Source organism: Peredibacter sp. HCB2-198, assembly GCF_045999315.1.
In the GTDB taxonomy this organism is placed as follows: domain Bacteria; phylum Bdellovibrionota; class Bacteriovoracia; order Bacteriovoracales; family Bacteriovoracaceae; genus Peredibacter.
This window is the reverse complement of record NZ_CP174607.1, coordinates 580,829-596,889: the sequence shown is the minus strand read 5'-3', so window position 1 is coordinate 596,889 and position 16,061 is coordinate 580,829. Positions and strand designations below refer to the sequence as shown.

6 protein-coding genes are annotated in these 16,061 nt (G+C 43.2%); 2 read left to right on the top strand and 4 right to left on the bottom strand.

Annotated features, from left to right (window positions below; translation table 11 throughout):
* Window positions 1–39: 39 nt before the first annotated feature.
* Window positions 40–4,143: a tail fiber domain-containing protein gene (locus ACJVC5_RS03055; protein ID WP_408097915.1), complete on the bottom strand. Its 4,104-nt coding sequence runs from the start codon at window positions 4,141–4,143 to the stop codon at window positions 40–42.
* Between the two features lie 219 nt (window positions 4,144–4,362).
* Between ACJVC5_RS03055 and ACJVC5_RS03050 the strand changes: the two genes are divergently transcribed.
* Complete coding sequence (locus tag ACJVC5_RS03050; RefSeq protein ID WP_408097914.1) at window positions 4,363–5,124, top strand: phosphatase domain-containing protein; 762 nt, start codon at window positions 4,363–4,365, stop codon at window positions 5,122–5,124.
* Here the strand turns inward: ACJVC5_RS03050 and ACJVC5_RS03045 are convergent.
* The 3 genes from ACJVC5_RS03045 to ACJVC5_RS03035 all read right to left on the bottom strand — a co-directional run bounded on the left by ACJVC5_RS03045 (window position 5,121) and on the right by ACJVC5_RS03035 (window position 14,958).
* Window positions 5,121–8,903 (bottom strand): beta strand repeat-containing protein, encoded by a 3,783-nt coding sequence (locus ACJVC5_RS03045; RefSeq protein WP_408097913.1) that lies wholly within the window; start codon window positions 8,901–8,903, stop codon window positions 5,121–5,123. The two genes, ACJVC5_RS03050 and ACJVC5_RS03045, sit on opposite strands and share 4 nt — an antisense overlap.
* Window positions 8,904–9,023: 120 nt before the next feature.
* Window positions 9,024–12,134 (bottom strand): beta strand repeat-containing protein, encoded by a 3,111-nt coding sequence (locus tag ACJVC5_RS03040; RefSeq protein WP_408097912.1) that lies wholly within the window; start codon window positions 12,132–12,134, stop codon window positions 9,024–9,026.
* Between the two features lie 151 nt (window positions 12,135–12,285).
* The gene (locus ACJVC5_RS03035) at window positions 12,286–14,958 is read right to left on the bottom strand and encodes a beta strand repeat-containing protein (RefSeq protein ID WP_408097911.1); all 2,673 of its coding nucleotides are present in this window, start codon (window positions 14,956–14,958) and stop codon (window positions 12,286–12,288) included.
* Between the two features lie 89 nt (window positions 14,959–15,047).
* On the opposite strand from ACJVC5_RS03035, the gene ACJVC5_RS03030 reads away from it, so the two are divergent.
* The gene (locus tag ACJVC5_RS03030; RefSeq protein WP_408097910.1) at window positions 15,048–16,028 is read left to right on the top strand and encodes an alpha/beta fold hydrolase; all 981 of its coding nucleotides are present in this window, start codon (window positions 15,048–15,050) and stop codon (window positions 16,026–16,028) included.
* Window positions 16,029–16,061 lie beyond the last annotated feature (33 nt).

The following is a 16,061-nucleotide window of genomic DNA, read 5'->3' as shown; positions in this document are numbered from 1 at the left end:
GGTTTAAATTTAACAGTGATTAAGCGATTATATAGCTGACTATTTACAGACTGCGGCCGATGGATCTTTCTGGCAGATATAGGCCTTGATTGCCGCATTTTCTTGTTCAACTTTTTTTGATACAGCTCTGAGCTGTTCATTCTCTAACTCAAACTGAAGGGACTTGGCCTTTAACTTTTTATTTTCTTCTTTGATAGAAGCGATTTCTCGAGAATGCCGTTCCGAATTTTCAAAAAGTTTCACTACCATTTGATGGAGTTCTTTAATTGCTTCAATGATCGGTGCGACTAAGTGATCGTAGGCCACTGACTTTAATCCTGTTTTAGGATCGGTCTTCACAACTTCCGGAAATACTTTTTCTACGTCTTGAGCGATCACACCAACTTGGTGTTGTTCACCGAAATTTTGAGTATTAATGTAGTAGTATTGAACGCCTTTAAGCTGAGTGATTTTTAATAGTGAGTCTTGAAGAGGATGAATATCTCGTTTTAAACGTCTGTCAGATGATGATGTACAACCTGTGGCATCGCAAATCTGCGATCCGTTAATGGCCAGTACTCTACCTGAGGCAAGATTCAGATTGGTGGAAATATCTACCAAGCCCCCTGTGACAGTGACTTTTGCACTTGAATCCACTGCAAGAACTACTGGAACTCCGGATCCCATCATCGCCACAGAGTTAACTGGATATCCTGTGGCTCCGCTATTGATGTGTCCAACGAATCCTTTAATAGCGTTATTGTTATCATGGAAGACTGAGCCCGACAGACCATCAGCAGCGATATTACGTAGAGTCATAACGCCGTTGAACGAGTTGGTCCCGGAAACGGCGACCCCTTCTGTCGCTGTAATGGTCCCCGCAACTTCAAGCTTAGAAGATGGGTTGGTAACACCAATCCCCACATTACCATTGTGATTGATCACCATTCTTTCCATGCGAGCATTTGATCCATTTGGGGTCGTCTGGAAAAAGATTTTACTGCCTTTATTTGTGGCAGAGTGATTTTCAGTCGACATAACTTCCATCGCAGCAGTTGTCGTACTTGCATTACCTCCGTCCCAGGCGCGGAAGTATAGGCCACCGATGGTGTTATCATCTAAAACCGCAGTAGAAGTATCGTATGTCCCACGACCGCGAACCATCATAATGGCCGCACCATCATAGTCGTTGTTTGAATAGTGAGAGAGTCTTTGTTGAAAAGAGTCTGAGCTATTAATATCTAGAGCAAATCCGGGCCATTTATTCCCGATACCGACATAACCATCAGAAGTAATTCTCATTTTTTCTGTTGATTCTGTATCTCCAGAAGTTGTTGTGAAGAAGGCAAGACTACCAGGAGCGGACGTCGCGGTCGGTGTTCCATCGGTTTGACCAAGAATATAGGCGGAACGTAAAAGTCCAGAGCCGCCATGACCAAAAAAGCTTATAAAGCCTAGTTCATCACCATCTTGAGTGGCGGCAAAATTTCTTGATTTCCAGAAGCTGAATGTTGGTCCTGAACTGTCTGCAGTAATACTCTCAAAGGCAGCAGGCCCACGCATATGAAATTTTGAGGCAGGGTTATTAAGACCAATACCAACGTTGCCAGCAGTATAGTAAACATCACTGCCCGTCTTGCCCCATTGGCCAGTGCTACTAAGAGCAGTGGCGTTGGCAGTATTCTGGGCCTCTAATTTTCCTAGAGCTTCAAGTACTGTGTCTGTTGTGGCGAGCGGAATTGCAGTACCAGTCGCATAACCATTAATTGGCGTAGTTCTAACTTTACCTTGAGTGAAGTATTCGTTGGTTCCTTCAGGAACTGCAGTCGTGTTAAGTGTAGCGAGTGTTTTGTCACCACGGAAGTATTGGAGAGTCGTACCACCGGTTGGAAGAGATGCTTCTTTCCCATTCAGTTGATTTTGAATACTTGAAGTCACTCCATCGAGATAGTTAAACTCAGCACTGGAAACACTTCCTCCACCAATTTTTGCGGCATCAAGTCCTGCTGCAATTGTTGGGTTAGGATAAGTACCTGTTAGATCACCACCGGCAGAACCAGTCGGAGCGCCACCGCCCGCTGGTGTTGTCCAAGAAAGATTTCCTGCTCCATCTGTGGTTAAGACCTGATTGTTTGTTCCGAATGAAGCTGGAAGAACGAAATCAAGAGTTGTACCTAATCCTGCCGGTGCTCTTAGAGTTACGTAATTGATCGTAGTGGATTTTAACCCAAGTGTTCCAGCAATATCTAATTTGCGAGTGGGATTCGCAACACCAATACCCACGTTTCCACTAATGATGGCTCCATTCAGTGGAACAATATCGGCTAGACGATTGTATCCAAGGTTAAGGCCTTGAGCGTGCAGTCTTGCATTATGAATCCAAAAGTCAGAAGCCGAAGTTGCTCCTCTAAAAACGTAACTGGTGAAAGACTCAGCACTAACTCCGTTAGTGTCGGCGAATGGGGTCATTTTGAATGACATGGCCGAGCCAATACCTGTTGGAGTGGCCCCTGTGGGGTCCATTAATTGATCATCGCCAACGCCAATTTGATAAAGTTTTGGTCCATTATCATAACCGGCGCCAGTACCTGCACTGTCAGAAACATTACTTTGAACGGTCATTGAGATTAAATTGACATCAGCGGCGGGAGGAGTGGCACCAGTGCTGATATCTAACAATGTACTTGGAGTCGTAGTTCCGATTCCTACACGGCCAGTGTTGTAATGAATGGCCGAACCCGCCGTTGTCCATTGAGATGAACCCCCACCGGCGACAGCATCATCCACATACTTTTTAGTGGCCGCATCTGCATCAGCTCCAGGAGCGCCGAGGCCTGTGATTTGATTGCCACCCATCTGAAGGTCACCAGTCATCGCTGCTGTACCATCGCGTAAAACGTAATTCCCTAATGAGTTGGTCTTTGTCTCTAGTTTTGAAAGGGCCTGAGGCACAGTATCAGTTACAGCGATAGCGCCGGTTCCACCGGTAGCATATGTTGTGATTAAAGTTCCTAGAACTCGCGTTGGTGTGAAATAAAGATTTCCATTCTCAGGAACGGCCGCAGTGTCGAGAGTCGCCAGAGTTTTATTACCGCGAAGATATTGAGCAGTTGTTCCGCCAGTTGGAAGCAGAGGTTCTTTATTTGCTAAATCCGTTGTCAGATTTAAAATTTTTGATTGAGCAATGTCTGCGGTGGCAGAGATGTCAGCATTAACAATTGTTCCATCGACGATCTTATTTGAGTCAACCGCACTGTTAGCGAGTTGGGTATTTGAAATTGATCCGGCAGCAATGGTAGGGGCAGGTATTGCATTTACTTCCCATTTTGATCCACCTGCATTCCATTGAAGGATGTCGCCGTCTTGAATGCCAGCTACGTCCACATCAGCAATTTCAGAGAGCTTTGAGCCTGTGAGTTTACCTGCTGCTTTCGTAAGCATGCTCCAAGAGTAATCGTTTGCAAGAGGGACGACTGCTCCCGTACGACCATTAAAATTGGATACTGTGTTTCCGCCAATGGCCACTTTTTCCCAAGTGGTTCCATTAAAGATGACCCAGTCACCTACATCGAATGAAACAACACCGTTGCCCAGATCTTGTGAGCCAGCAGTTGTTACGATGTAGTAAGTTCCAACAGAACCTCCGGCCGCAACGATGTCTGGTGTATCAGTTGAAGCATTGTATGTGCCTGCATAAACTTGCGAACTTGCCGCATTGGCAGGGGCCCAAGTTGTTCCATTAAATTGCAGAACTTGTCCTGCACTTGCACCCATGTGATGTAGTTTTGCTGCGGTTACTTGTCCATTTTGAAGATCAAACGAAATAGGGAAAGTCGCTGCCGCCTGCGCATTTGAAACAATTAGATTGAAAGTCTGACCTACTAGAAAACTAAGTGCACTCTTGGCATTAAGAATAACTTTATCTGAAGTTTTAGATTCAATCTCAAATGTATGATTGGTGCTGCCTTCCACTTTTGCGATTGTTACTTTATCTAGATTTTTTCCTGTGACGATGAGCTGATTATTCTGAACTTTAACATGTGTGATTTCAGGTTTTGTGTTTTTTATGCTGATAGAAATTTGACCACTTAAAAAACCAGCGTCCTGACAAGAACTCAATAAAAGTGTGTAGGCCAATAAATAAATGGAGGTTTGTTTCTTCATATTTTCTTTACACTTGTTAAAGACTTCCAAATATTTATCGACCTATATGTTCTTAATATTTAAAGACTTCAGCAATAATTGAGGACAGACTGCTCCATGGGCAAAAAGTGCAGGGAAAGTGTCTAAAATTTAGACAGTCTAGATAGATAGTTCACTCATACTGTCAGGATTTAGTGAAGGAAGGGATACTTTGGTTAAATATTTTTAACCGGAGATCCTATGAAGAAGGTCTTTTTCTTAACCGCACTTCTTTCATTCAATTCATTCGCAGGAATTCAGATCATCAGTGATCTGGATGATACAATAAAGATCACCAACTCAGGGGATCTGGTAGAGTCCGTTGGCTATGCCACAGTTAGAAAGGAAGTGTATGCGGGAATCCCTCAGTTTCTAGCGGGGACACGCGGTTATGTGAATGGACTTACTGTCATCTCTTCTTCGCCTGAAGTTTTAAAATCCAAAGTAATAGGTCTATTAGAAAAGCATCAGATTCAGCACAATGACGTTATTCTTAATAGTAATTTTAATCGTCCTGATCATATGGAATATAAAACAGGTGCAATTAAAAAAGTTCTCGATGCAACCACAGATCAGTTCATTCTAATGGGTGATGATGTTGGGGATGATCCGGAAATTTATGACAATATCATCAAAGAATATCCTGATCGCATTTTAGCGAGTTACATCCACATCGTGAAAAACAGGGCTGTTCCTGCTTCGGCCATCAAATATTTCACCACGTATGAACTGGCACTCAAAGAATATGATGCTGGAAGATTGGATGAGAAAGTTGTGAGAGAAGTTGCGACTAAAGTTTTAAGTGACGATGATGATTTTGAATCTGTGTTTCCTGAGTTTGCTTATTGCCCAACTGAAGTTTCAGAATATGGCCCACTCAATAATCCAAAATTTCATGATGAGAACACTATGATTGTTGGAGCACTGGTTTGGGGCTGTCGCTACGATCGAATTGATGACTAAAGACGATTGACCCAGAATTGGATTTTATCTTGTCCTACGACGGAGTTGTCTGTTCGACAGGTCTCAGTAGGGGCCGAAGGTGATTTGGCCTCAAGGTAGAAAGTAATGTTGGTTTGGTCGGTGGTATAACGAAACCGACCAACCAGAAAATTCAATTCAAGTAGATAGTAGCCATCGGAATTACTCATCCCCGAAAAATTGGTTCCATCACTTAAGCGGTACATACAAAAGCCATCATTCACTGCATACATCGAATAAGCATTTAAATGAACTTCATACTCGCCGGCAGGTAAACTAGCAAATCGAATGGCCGGAATCTTTCCTTCAGAAGGTGCTAAAGCGGCCCCTGTTAAAACTGGATTTGGGCAATCCGTATCAGCAACGTATTTATTCCAAGATGAACTGGTAAGCTCCCATCGACAGTTGGCCGCCCCAGTAATGGTAAGTGTTCCATAATCCGATTTCCCATTCATCGCCACCCACGCGCCACCATCACAATATTCCATTCTATGTGTAGTGTAGTTATAGCGTTGAGTTCCTTCGCCGTTGGTCGCTCCTAAACCACAAGTCGTCACAGAAGTTTCAGAACCTGGGCGAATACCTCCGTTAACGTCAAGCTTGGTTGCAGGTGTTCTACCGATACCTACGTTGCCAGTATTGTATTCGATATTACTTCCGTTTTTGGTCCATGTGATTGAATCAGAGAGATCACTTACAAGATCATTAATTTGTCCTTGAAGTTTTTGAAGAGCATTGAGAATGCTGTCTAAGGCCGAGACTTGAGAACCTGTGACTGGAGTGAAAGTTCCAATGACACTTGCTTGAACATCAGTCGAAAAATTGGACCATGTTTTATTACCGCGTAAGTAGTCTCCAGCGACGCCACCTGCTGGTAAAGCACCTTCCTTAGCATCAAGCTGTGTTTGAATATTGGATGTCACGCCGTTGAGGTGAGCGAATTCGGTGTTATCAATCGAACCATCAGAAAGTCTTGTTACAGAAAGACCGTTAGCAATTGTTGGATTCGGATATGAGCCGCTAAGTTCTCCACCTGCCGCACCAGTAGGAGCACCACCACCGGCCGGGGTTGTCCAAGAAAGATTTCCTGAACCATCAGTGGTGAGAACCTGATTTGTCGATCCATCATTTAGGGGAAAGTTTAAAGTATAAGTTGAGCCAAGACCTATTGGGGCCTTTAGTTCAACATAGTTTGCGGTGTCTGATTTTAAGAGCAACTTTCCAGTGAGGGCAATATTGCCCGTTACATCTAATTTCTCAGATGGATTATTGTTACCAATACCAACATTACCGTTAAAAGTTGCAACTCCACTTTGAAGTGGGGTTGTTGTTCCTACTGCTAAAACGGGAACGCTAAGAACAAGATCTTGAGTCACGGCCCAGTCAGAATCTAAACCGGTCACTTTTCCGATTCTAAGCATTTGATCAATACCGGATGTGGCAGGACCGATACCCCAACTATCGTTCGAAGACCATTGGCCCACAATATTTGGCCTGCCTCCTCCTGAAGTCTTGGCTTCGCCAAAGAAAAGCTGAGCGGGATTAGCACTTCCTGAATTTTGGCCGATTTGTAATGTGGCCGTTGGTGCATTCGTTCCAATTCCCACTTTGCCTGTATCAAAATAAATATCAGAAGAACTGCTGAGCCATTTTGAGGCCGCAGTTACCTCATCATCGACATATTTTTTAGTTGCAGCATCTGTATCAGCACCAGGAGCACCTAATCCTGTGATCTGGTTGTTCCCCATTTGAAGATCACCAGTCATGGCAGAAGATCCATTCAGAGGCAAATAACCTGCTTGCGAAGTTGAGAGCGCGCCGATGTAGGCGTTTAGTTTTCCAACTGCCTGTGGAATGGTATCGGTTGTAAGAAGAGGAATTGCTGTCTCACTGACTGAACCAATGGGTGCCGCAAGTACAGTTGTTGTCACGTTATTCAATTGGGTTTGAATATTGGAAGTCGCACCATTGAGATAACCAAATTCAGTGTTATCAATCGAACCGTCGGAAAGTCTTGTGACTGGAAGACCATTTGCAATTGTGGGATTTGGATATGTGCCACTCAGCTCTCCACCGGCCGCACCTGTAGGAGCACCACCAGAAGCGGGAGTAGTCCAAGATAAATTTCCTGAACCGTCAGTTGTGAGGACTTGGTTGTTTGAGCCTGCTGAAATAGGAAGATTCAAAGCATACGTGGCCAAGAGGCTCGCCGGCGCACTCAGTGTAATCGTTCTACTAGAGGGACCTTTCAATAAGAAATTATTTGCGGCAGCAATGCCCTGTACTTCGAGGGCATATCCTGGACTTAAAACTCCAATACCCACATTTCCCGTATTGTAATAAATGTTTGAACCAGCAGTTGTCCATTGAGACGATCCACCACCAAGGGTCGCATTTGCAATTTCATCATCCACGTATTTTTTAGTGGCAGCGTCAGTATCAGCACCAGGAGCTCCAAGACCTGTGATTTGGTTGTTACCCATTTGAAGGTCACCGGTCATCGGAGAAGTACCGTTTAAAAGTACATAATTACTTTGGGCCGCAGAGATAACAGAATCTCGTGCTTCTAATTTTCCAAGGGCCAGATTAATGGTATCGAGAGGACTGATAGCACCAGCTACACCTATTACGTAACCTGAAAGTTGTGTGCCTAAAACGCTAGTTGTGAAATCTACCCAAGTTTTATTTCCATTTAAATAATGAGCAGCTGTTCCACCTGTAGGAAGAGATGCCTCTTTTCCATTCAGAGCACCAGTGAGTCCATTAATCTTTGATTGATCAATTGCCGCAGCAGCAGAGATGTCAGCGTTAACAATTGTTCCATCGACAATTTTGTTTGAATCAACCGCACTGTTCGCAAGTTGAGTTGATGTAATGGAGCCTGCAGAAATGGTAGGAGTTGGAACAGAGTTTACTTCCCACTTTGTGGTACCTGCGTCCCATTGAAGGATGTCACCATCTTGAATTCCGGTCACATCAACATCGGCAATCTCAGAAACTTTTGAACCAGTAAGTTTACCGGCAGTTTTAGTAAGCATGCTCCATGAGTAGTCATCTGCTTCAGGAACAACTAATCCAGTTCTACCATTAAAAGCAGAAACAGTGTTTGCTCCAACTGCAAGCTTCTCCCATATTGAACCATTGTAGATGACCCAGTCACCAACATTGAGAAGTACCGAACCAGCACCAAGATCTTTTGAACCTGCTACAGATACGATGTAGTAAGTTCCTGCGGAACCTCCAATTGATATAATATCTGGAGTATCGGTTGCAGCATCATAAGCACCAGCAAAAATTTGTGAAGAAGAGATGGAAGCAGGCGCCCAGTTTGTTCCATTGAATTGAAGAAACTGTCCAGCTGTGGCACCCATGTGATGAAGTTTGGCCGCGGTCACTTGACCATTTTGTAATTCAAATGAAATAGGAAAGGTCGCATTGGCACTTGCATTTCCAACGATTAGATTGAATGTTTCACCAACTAATAAACTTAAAGCACTCTTTGCGTTTAAGATAAGTTGGTTTTCTGATTTTGATTCAATCTGAAAGTTATGATTCGTGTTGCCTTCGATGCGAGCTAATATTACTCCATCCAGATTTTTTCCCGTTACGATGAGCTGATCATTTTGAACAACGACCTTGGAAATTGATGGTCTCGTTTCATTGATTTTAACTTTGATGTTGGCCGGAAGAATGGAAGCTTCCTGACAGCTAATCAGGAATAATAAGAGGCCGATAAAGAGAAAATATAAATTTTTAAACATTTGTTTTTGTTTTTTCTTAACAACTTAACTACCCAGCATATCGAATCATCTCTTCGAGATATTATGGCATTGCGGATAAATTAAGGGTTGAGTGCTCCAGAAAGGAACAGGAGGGCCGCTTTACGGACAAGTGTATTCGGTCAAATGAATGCGATTGGGATTTCCGTTAAAAGAGAGGAAGGAGCCTCCTACCGCCATGGCACTTCCTCTTGGCAAGAACGCTGAAATCTGGTTACTTGTCGTTACTAGCTGAGGCTTAAGCGTTCCTGTCGTAAGATCAATCATGGCAAGTTTATTACGTGAATTTCCCGCCACTGTTGAGAATGCACCACTGAGGTAGAGAGTATCGTTATGTACGAAAAGAGTATTTGCGCTGCTGTTTGGTGCAGGATTTAAAGCAGTCACCGCTGAAGTTGCTTGATCGACTTGGGCAAAGTTCACTCGAGAGGTCCCACCCACGTTACTAAAAGATCCACCTATCAGCAAAGTCGTTCCATATTCTACGAGTTCAAATACTTTTGAACCACTCGTTACATTTGGGTTGAAACTTGTCAGTGTGTTGGAAGTGATATCAATGGCGGCGACCATGTTCCGAGTTGTTCCCGCAATTGATGTAAAATCTCCCCCAATAAAAAGATTATTTCCGGAGACAAGCACTGCTTCAATCGAGGAGCCATTTATAGTGCCAGGATCAAAATCTAAAGCACCTGTGGTTGCATTTACGACGGCAAGCCTTGGCCTTGTGGTTCCTCCTACTTTAGTGATCGAACCACCTAAGAAAACTAACCCTCCACTTACATCAAGGGCCTGGACCACTCCCTCTATATTCGGATCAAAATTCGTTAGGGTTCCGGTAGGAAGATCAATAGCTAATGCGTGATTTCTGAATGTTCCTCCGATGGCGGTAAATTGGCCACCGATGTATAGGTCGCTTCCATCGTATGCGATAGTTAAAATATTATTGTTGGCACTGGCCTCGAGACTATTAAGGGCGCCTGAAATTAAATCTATTGAAGCAAATTTATTTCTTGTTACTCCTCCGACTTTGGTGAATTCGCCTCCGATAAAAAGGCTTGTTCCATCGGTGGCCATAGTATAAACAATCTCTCCAATCGAGGCCCCAACGTTTGGATCAAAGGGCAGAAGGGAATCACTAGATAGATCAATAGCTGCAACTCTGTTTCTTACTGAGCCCTTTATTGAGCTAAACAAACCACCTATATAAAGTGTGGTGCCCACTTTTACAAGAGAACGAACACCACTATTGGCCTGTGATCTAAAGCCGGTATCAATTCCGGTTACTGCATTGACTTCCGCGAGAAACTTAGAATCGGATCCATTGACCGTTGTAAACGATCCGCCAACATATAAATTAGATCCATCTATCACACTGTCATGCACTATGCCGTTAAGATTTGGATTGAAGCTTAAAACGGTTCCGTCATTTTTATCGAGTGCTGCAAGATTAAGTCTCGAAACACCGCCAGCAACAGTGAAGTTCCCTCCTATCATGAGATTCGGACCACTAACAGCAATGGCATTCACAAAATTGTTGAAGCCAGGATTAAAACCTGTTAGCGTTTCAGTGGTGATGTCAAATGCCGCAGATCTTGCCCTGGGCTGTCCATTAACACTTGTAAATTGCCCCCCTAAATAGAGTGTTGTTCCATTCAGATAGAGTTCAGAGACAGTTGTATCTATATTGGGCGCAAAGGAATTTGGCACACCGGTAGCTGCATTTACTGATGCAAGATGAGTTTTGGAGTCACCATTTGCCGATGTGAAATATCCACCAATAAATAATGTAGATCCACTCAAAACGATATCATTTACGATGGCCCCAATAGAAAGATTTGGTTTAAAGGTAGTGACTAGGGTTGAAGTAGAGATGTCTATAAGAGCTAGGCCACGTTGTGTAATAGAGGCCACTGTACTGAAATTTCCAGCGATATAAAGATTATTTCCATCTAAGAGTAGTTCGTTAACACCTATACCGTTAGCACCTGGATTGAAGCTTGTTAATGTGTTTGTTGATGTGTCTATCGCTGCAATATTTGATCTGCTAGTGGAATTAACCGCCGTAAAAGTTCCAGCGATGTAGAGTGTTGTGCCAGATTTTGCAATGGCATTAACTCCAGAACCCGTAATCGCAACGGATAAACTTGTGGCCGTTCCTGTTGTTGTATCTATCGCGGCCAATTTATTCCGGGCGACTCCCGCTGCAGTTGAAAAATTTCCACCCACATACAAAATTGTTCCGTCTAAGTAGAGAGAATTGATTGAGCCGTCAAAACTTGGATTAAAACTATGAAGAGAACCGTCGGCATTAATTCGGGCCAGTCGATTGCGTGGAACTGAGTTTACAGTGGTAAATGTTCCGCCTACATACCACCCACCGACACCATCTGGGATGGCGACGGAAACTGTGTTGTTGAAAACAGGACTAGAAGCATTCACCACTCCTGAAGAGGCCGTCATTACAGCATTGGTTGTTAGAAAGTCACCAATGTTACTAAAAATGCCGCCTACATAAAGTGTCGATCCATTAACTAATAGATGATGAACAGTGCCACCAATTTTAGGATTGTAGGAGGTAATAGTGTTGGTTGTGATATCAAAACTGGCGAGTTTAGATCTAGCAACTCCTCCTATATTATTAAACGCTCCTCCGACATAAAGAATGTTTCCATCAAGTTTTAGTGCGCTTACTTTTCCATCGGGGTCTGGATTAAAACTGTGGAGTGAACCATCAGCATTTATTCTTGCTAGTCTTGAACGTGAAACTCCTCCGACTGTATTAAAACCGCCACCTATAAACCATCCACCTGAGCCATCAGGAATGGCGATATCGATTGAGTTTATAAAGCTGCCAATTTCAGGTGAAGATGTATCAAATACTCCTGACGTGCTCATCTTGGCGCCGAGTCCCTCAACGAAACCATGGACGTTTGTGAAATCACCGCCCGCATAAAGTGTAGAACCAGAAATCTTCATGGTTTTAACGGCATTGCTAACTTTTGGATTGAAGGGAAGGAGGTTCCAGTTATTATCGAAGGCCGCAATTCTTTTTCTCGATACTCCATTTATGTTTGAAAATGTACCACCAATATAAATAGTAGAACCGTCCGTTACTATCGAATAGACATCTCCATCGACATTGAAATTAGGTCCAAAGGCACACACCTCAGGAGTCATAGACTTCCAAAAACCAAGATTTGATCTGAAACTCAAAGCAGGAAATGAAAGAAATAATATTATCCAAATAAATGGCACATTGCTGTCCTGTAAGTTGATAACAATGATTTATCGGAATTTAAGAACAGATTTTGTGGGTATTTGAAAATGATCGCTCCACTAACTTTTGGAGACCTAAAGATATTCTTTAAAACCCCGTGATCCAAGAGACGTAGATAACATTATTAGCTCTTAGAATGGAATAAACTGTGTGTGATAAAGCGGTTCTTGGGGCGTTTGCTGGTTGAAAGCGATAAGTAACTGCCCCTCCATCATCACCTGTCGTTGTTGTTGAGAAGTTGCACTGATTCGTTCCTGTGCCAGTCACGATAATCGTATAAGAACCACCTTCTCTGATATTTGCCAGAGAAAGGGCCGTCGCACAATCGAATGTCGTCGTAATTGTGTTACCCGAGCTAAAGTTAATTGATCCGTTCGCAATGTTTGAAACTCCCGATCTGATTTGGCCTTCAACATCAAGTTTAGTATTTGAGGCCGGATCTCGAGCGATACCGACGTTACCACCAACGTATTTAACATCAGTCGTTCCAGTTTTTGTCCAGGTTGTGTTGGCAGTAATTGAAGTTGAATGGGAATTGATTTGGCCCTGCAATTTTGCAATTGCATTCAACATAGAATCGAGAGGACCGACTGCTCCGGCCCCTGAGGCAGTAAATCCCAATGGTAATAAACTCGAATGAACATCTGTATCAAAAGTTCCAAGGGATTTATCGCCACGGAAATATTGAGCTGTCGTACCACCAGTTGGAAGAGCAGCTTCTTTCGCAGTTAATTGAGCTTGAATATCTGAAGTCACGTTTGCCAGATAGTTAAACTCTGTACTCGTTACGTTACCACCAGCAATTTTAGTGGCATCAAGTCCTGCAGCGATTGTTGGGTTAGGGTAGGTGCCAGTTAGATCACCACCGGCATTACCCGTTGGAGCACCACCAGCAGCAGGCGTTGTCCAAGATAGGGTGCCTGAACCGTCGGTTGTGAGAACCTGATTAGCGTCACCATCGTTGACCGGAAGATTTAACGTATAAGTTGCGGCCAGAGCTGCGGGTGCCTTCATCTCGACGTAATTCACGCCACTCGCCATGCGGAGTGCCCCAGAAGTCGAGATGTCACCAGAGACGGTAAGTTTAGTTCCTGGAGTTACAGTGCCAATTCCCACATTCCCGTTATTCAGAATGGCCATTCTTATATTCTCAGTATTGAGATCGGCAATTATAAAACGTCCTATAGTGTCTGAGATCATTTGATAATCAACACCAGTATTAGTGCTTCTTAAAGTGACGGCTGAGCTAGCTGTATCACTTTCAAGCTCTATGCCTGCCTCAATTCCTGTTTTCTTAACATGAAGAGTGGCCGTTGGCGTTGTTGTTCCAATTCCGACGTTACCAGTTGAATAAGATATATTGGCCCCTGTAGTGGTCCACTGAGAAGAACCGCCACTAAGAGCAGCGTTTGCAATTTCATCATCCACATATTTTTTAGTGGCAGCATCTGTATCTGCACCAGGAGCGCCAAGGCCCGTGATCTGATTGTTGCCCATTTGAAGGTCACCGGTCATAGCACTCGTTCCGTCACGAAGAACGTAGTTCCCTAATGAATTCGTTTTAGTTTCTAATTTTGAGAGTGCTTGTGGAATGGTATCAGTAACTGCGATGGCACCAGATCCACCGGTCGCATATGTTGTGATAAGAGTTCCTAAGACGCTTCCTGAAAAGTCGGCCCAGGCTTTATTTCCATTTAAATAATGTGCTGCTGTCCCACCTGAAGGTAGGGAGGCCTCTTTTCCATTCAGAGCACCAGTCAGTCCATTGATCTTTGATTGATCAATCGCTGCCGTCGCTGAGATGTCAGCGTTAACAATTGTTCCATCAACAATTTTGTTTGAATCAACCGCACTGTTAGCAAGTTGGGTATTTGTGATTGAACCTGCAGTGATTGTCGGAGCCGGGACAGAATTAACTTCCCACTTTGTGGCACTTGCGTTCCATTGAAGGATGTCACCATCTTGAATTCCGGTCACATCAACATCGGCGATCTCTGAAACTTTTGAACCAGTGAGTTTTCCTCCGGCCTTTGTTAACATACTCCATGAATAGTCGTCTGCCGCGGGAACAACTGATCCAGTTCTGCCATTAAAAGCAGAAACCGCGTTTGCACCAACTGCAAGCTTCTCCCATTCAGAACCATTGAAGATGACCCAGTCACCAGTATTGAAGGTGATAGGGCCGGAACTAAAGCTATGAGTTCCGGCAACTGAAACAATGTAATACGTTCCTGCTGTTCCACCAATTGCTTCAATATCAGGTGAATTGGCAGTGGCATCATAAGCACCAGCAAAAATTTGCGAGCTTGTAAGTGAGGCGGGTGCCCAGGACGTTCCATTGAAACGAAGATATTGTCCTGCACTTGCACCCATGTGATGAAGTTTTGCCGCTGTCACTTGACCGTTTTGTAATTCAAATGAAATTGGAAAAGTTGCATCAGCCTGGGCAGATGAAACGATAAGATTGAAAGTTTGACCTACTAATAAACTAAGAGCACTTTTCGCATTTAGAACAAGTTGACCTTCAGATTTTGATTCAATCTGAAAATTATGATTTGTACTACCTTCAATTTTGGCAATTGTTACATCGCTTAGATTTTTACCAGAAATAATGAGTTGATCATTTTGAACAACAACTTTTGTAATTGAAGGTCTAGAATTTTTGATATTAACTTGAATTTTACCAGCAAGTGGAAAATCGGCAGGCTGACAGCCCATCAGGACAAGAGTTGAGAGTAGCAAGGCCGAAGAGACTTTCATTTAATTCTTAAACCTGTAAAATAATTCCTAATATCAGACCTATCGACCCTAGCTAAGCTAAGTTTAATTTTATCCTCGAAGGAAATCCCATGCTTATACCAATGTTTATGATCTCTTTAATTAGTCTCGTGATGGCCGCATTTGTCCCTCAAGATGCTGAACTCACAAGTTTTTCATACCCTTTCCCAGTAAAGTTCCATGAGATTCACGTGAAGAATCAGAAATACAAAATGGCCTACATGGACGTGAAACCTGAAGGGGAGTTGAAGGGCACAATTGTCCTTCTCCATGGTAAAAACTTCTCCGGCCACTACTGGGAGCGAACTGCCAGAGATCTCTTAAAACAAAAGTATCGAGTGATTATCCCTGACCAAATTGGTTTCGGAAAATCAAGTAAGCCAGAATCATTTCCATACACACTTCATTTTTTGGCCAAACTCACACATGAGTTAGTAACGAAACAAAACGTGGATAAATATATTCTCGTCGGTCATTCAATGGGTGGCATGCTCGCCACTCGTCAGGCCCTGATGTTTCCAGGGGCCATTCAAAAACTCGCTTTGATTAATCCGATTGGTTTAGAAGATTGGAAAATAAAAGTTCCATACAAGGACGTGAATGAGCTTTATCAAATTGAACTTAAAAATGATGAGACTAAAATTCGTGATTATCAGAAAAACGTTTATTACGATGGCCAATGGAAACCAGAGTATGAAAAAGGGATTGAAGTTTTAGTTGGATGGACACTTCACAAAGATTTCCCTCGTATCGCTTGGAACTCCGCCTTAACCACTGACATGGTTTTCACTCAGCCTGTGGTTTATGAATTTAAAAATTTAAAAATGCCGACTCTTCTTCTCGTAGGGACTCGAGATAGAACGGCGATTGGAAAAGGTTGGGCCCCGGACTCAGTAAAAAATGAGCTTGGCCGTTATGATCTTTTGGGAAAAGCAGTCGTTAAAGAGATTCCGAAGGGAACTCTAAGAGAACTACCAGGGATCGGTCACATGCCACAAGTTGAGACTTATGATCAGTACTGGAAGAGTCTTTCAGATTTCATTGTTAAGTAATTTGCTCGGATAATTTATTCTTCATCTAAATGT